Below are 3,423 nucleotides of genomic sequence, written 5' to 3'. Positions count from 1 at the left end.
GAACGGCGCCGTGCCGGTGAACGGCTGCGGATTCTGCCCTGCGACGGATCCCGCCGCGCCGACCGAGGCTGCCGGGGGCGTGCCGGGGGACGCCGGGGGCACCAGCAGCGGGTCAGGTGGGTCCGGTGGCGGGAACGCCAGCGGCTCCGCCGGTGGCGGCGGCACCACCGGTCCCGGCGGCGGACCCGTCACCGGTTCCGCCGGTGGCGGCGGGTCCACCGGGTCGGGCGGCGCACCGACTGGCCCGGCGTCGGCTGCCCATGGGTCGCCGGGCGGTGGTTGCTCCGGGTCGGCCAGCGCTGGCCCACCACCGAGGGTGAGCCCCGCAGCCAGGCCGCCGACGCTGAGCCAGGCGACGAGCGTTCGCGTCATCCCTCGCGACATCTGTGCTACCTCCGGTCACAGTCTCCATCCAGTGTTACACAGCGCGACGGCCTACTAGCTGCGACGAGCTGGTCCCGGACCCGATGCTCTCCGATGATCAGAACAGTGGTCGTGTCGCTCACTTGGCCACCGGTTCGTAGGTCAGCTCATCGGTCCATGACGGCGTCTTGCCAAGTACTTGAGTGGGGAACTAGTCGATAACCGTGCCCAGCCGCTGCGAGATGAAGTGCAGCGGTTGGGAGTGCTTTATCGTGGCGGACTGAAGCTCCCCGGGTTTCGTGCGCACCTTCTTTTGAGGGAAGGATGGCACGATGCCAACAAAATACGACCTGGAGCTCAAGGCCACGCCGGTGGCCAGGCGCAGGAACGCGGCGGGGTCAGTGTTGAGGCGGCACCGACACATCGGGGAATGGGAATGGACACCGAGGCCGTGAGCGGGTGCCATTCGCGCGGGCGTGCGGAAGGTCATTCGGGCGGCATAAGCGGCCTGACCCTGTGTCCATCAAACGGGGTCGAGCCCACGAATGGTCGAACGCCGTCAGGGGGCCATGCCTCGAGGCCGTCTTCGAGCGGCACTTGCAAGGACCGCAGAAGTGCGGAGAACAACCGCCAATTGCCGATCGCGACGACGAGTTCGACGAGGACGGCCGGATCCCCGTGCAACGCGCGCTGACACGCAGCCCATGTTTCATCCGAGATTGTGCCGTCATGCAACGTCTCGTCTGTCGCCGCGAGTACCGCCCGCTCGGCTTCGCCGAAGTGGCCGGCGCTTGGCCAGTCTCGCACCGCGAGCAGGTCGCGTTCGGGCACATCGAGCAAGCGGGCGATCCTCCAGTGTTGCGTCCATTCGTAGACCGAACCGGTTACCCAGCCGATCCGCATGATGATCAGCTCCCGCAGACGCGCATCCAGCGCGCCCCTCCACAGCAATGCCTCGAGCAGTCCGTGCAATGCGACAGCCACACCGGGCTGATGAAGCACGATTCTGAAAACCGACAGTTCAGCCATGGTGGCCGGGATTCCGCATTGGGCGGCGCGTTGGCGCGCATCTGTCAGGTCGAGCATTTCAACCCGGTTTCGGTTGCTCACGGTGGATCCTTTCGGTTGGGCGCTGCTTGGCGCTGTCAGGCAGTCGGCACAAAGACGCTGTGCAGCGCGGGAATCCGCTCCGGCTCAGCGCCGGCCAGCACGTCGAGAAGCTGTGGCAGGCCCGCGAAACCGGTAACGTCGCGCGACAATTCACCGAAAGGGCAACGCCCCGAGACCAACGGCTTGATGGCGCTCGGGTAGGCGGGGAAATCGACCCCCAACGAGAACGAGCCGAAGACACGTAATTCTTTGAAGACAAGTAGGTCTGGCGCGTCGGCGTTCACGACAGTTCGAACTCGACGTGCTGATCAGCGTGGCGCACGGTGACCTTATGACCGACAAACATCTCTTTTGACATTGTCATCGCCACCTCGGCATCGTCGTTGCGTGCCGCGACGCGTCGGCCGTCGGTCAGGCGCGCGAAAATGGGCACCCAGGACGGTCCCTCGTCACGGTCGTGCACCACGGTGTAGCCGTCTATGGACGCCCTACCGGACGCGTCAACGGGCGAAGCGACCGCCAGGGACGTGGCATCAATTGCGGACTGCACACCCGCCATGTCTGGTGTCTGCCATCCGGTTGGCGGTGGGGTCGCCGACCACAAACCCAGCGAGTGCTTTGTGATGTACCAGCCGAGTCCGGACACGAGTCCCACGGCCTCGGGTTCACTTCGGCAGCGCCGCACCATCTCCACAATCGAATGGCTGACATAGTTGTTACCCGGCCCGCCGTGGTAGGGCAATCCGCCGGTCACCGTGAACCCGCGGGCATCCGCCGGGTCGAGATCGAAGGCATCGATCGCCGCCTCGACCGCGGACGGAAAGCACGAGTAGAAATCGAACCATCTAACGTCGTCGACGTGAAGTCCGCTGGCAGCCAACACTGCCTTGCCGGCGGCCTTTATTCCCGCGGCACGGCCCAGATCGGGCCGCTGAACCGGGAAGTACACGTCGTTGCAGGTGGCCGACGACCACGGGAAGACCCAACGATCACGAGGCACCCCGAGTTCCTCGGCGACTTCAGCGGCCATCATGACGAAGCCAGCCGCCATGTCCACGGCGATGATGCTGTTGAGCAGCTTGGGATACGGCTCGCACACCATCCGGTTAGTCGGGGAGATGGTGCTGAGCTCATCGGCGCTGCGGGCAAGCGGAAACCAGGCCTGTTCGGGATGTCGGGACGCTTCCAGCGTGAACGGAGCCATCAGGCTTCCCAGCCAGCGGCGCTGTTCGTCGAATGTACGGCCGAATCGAGCCGCGATCGCGGATTCGAAGATCGGGTATACCTCGTGCGGCCAACGCAACCCGGCGCGCATCTCGGCTTCGCTCAGTCCGGGGCGTCTGTCACCGAGTGACTCGTCCCGTGCTGCAACGGGATTCGGCTCCAACAGCGCATCAGCGGATGTGACCTTGCGGGCTGACGCGCCGCTTTCCGCGCCGACGATCAGCACCGCGTCGCTGACGCCGCGCCAAATGCGGCGGCCCAGCACCTCTACGAGGTACTGGGGCGTGTTGCCGCCGACCGGACAACTGATGCGACGGTTCGGCGTGAGCCCAGCCGCTTCGGCAATCCTCGATGCGGGGTTGTCGCGTGGAGTCATCAAGATCCCCGGTTTCGCCACGGTATCGATCCGGTGTCCGATCGCGGCCCCCACATCCTGCAGCGCTCGGCGCGTGGCCTCGGACGCCAAATCGATGGGGTCGACGATGCCTTCGCCGCGGTGTGTGAACTCACCGACGCCGACGACAACCGGGGTGCGTGCTGGGATGGCCAATGGTCAGGTCACGCTCATCGTCGACGCCTTCTTTGTGACATTACTGCGATATTGTCACACACGACCAACTAGGACAACCGTACCTGTTCGCAGAATCGCGGCGGTTTTGCAGGCATACTTGCACCGTGACGAAAAAATCGTTGCGATGGGGCGATGCGACTCCTGCACGAAGCCGC

General features: G+C 65.2%; 3 protein-coding genes and 2 pseudogenes. All 5 read right to left on the bottom strand.

Features of this window, described 5'->3' with window-relative positions; all coding sequences use genetic code 11:
* Positions 1–372 (bottom strand): annotated as a pseudogene (locus AC2VOU_RS18430) (L,D-transpeptidase); the annotation flags it as partial.
* A 130-nt stretch (positions 373–502) separates the two neighbouring features.
* A pseudogene (locus AC2VOU_RS18425) lies at positions 503–643 on the bottom strand (ferritin-like domain-containing protein); the annotation flags it as partial.
* A 206-nt stretch (positions 644–849) separates the two neighbouring features.
* Positions 850–1,449, bottom strand: a complete 600-nt coding sequence (locus AC2VOU_RS18420) for a carboxymuconolactone decarboxylase family protein (protein WP_486958667.1) — start codon at positions 1,447–1,449, stop codon at positions 850–852.
* A gap of 59 nt (positions 1,450–1,508) precedes the next feature.
* Positions 1,509–1,757: a hypothetical protein gene (locus tag AC2VOU_RS18415; RefSeq protein ID WP_486958666.1), complete on the bottom strand. Its 249-nt coding sequence runs from the start codon at positions 1,755–1,757 to the stop codon at positions 1,509–1,511.
* Positions 1,754–3,247: an acetyl-CoA acetyltransferase gene (locus tag AC2VOU_RS18410; protein WP_486958665.1), complete on the bottom strand. Its 1,494-nt coding sequence runs from the start codon at positions 3,245–3,247 to the stop codon at positions 1,754–1,756. Before AC2VOU_RS18410 ends, AC2VOU_RS18415 begins: the two co-directional genes overlap by 4 nt.
* Between the last annotated feature and the right edge of the window lie 176 nt (positions 3,248–3,423).

This window comes from Mycobacterium sp. TH-M25 (assembly GCF_057473665.1).
The sequence above is the reverse complement of the archived record's forward strand: the minus strand, read 5'-3'. Positions and strand labels throughout refer to the sequence as shown.

Bases quoted from the DNA above. Each gene is read 5' to 3' on its own strand.
- AC2VOU_RS18420 (WP_486958667.1), bottom strand. From the start codon at position 1,449: ATGCTCGACCTGACAGATGCGCGCCAACGCGCCGCCCAATGCGGAATC.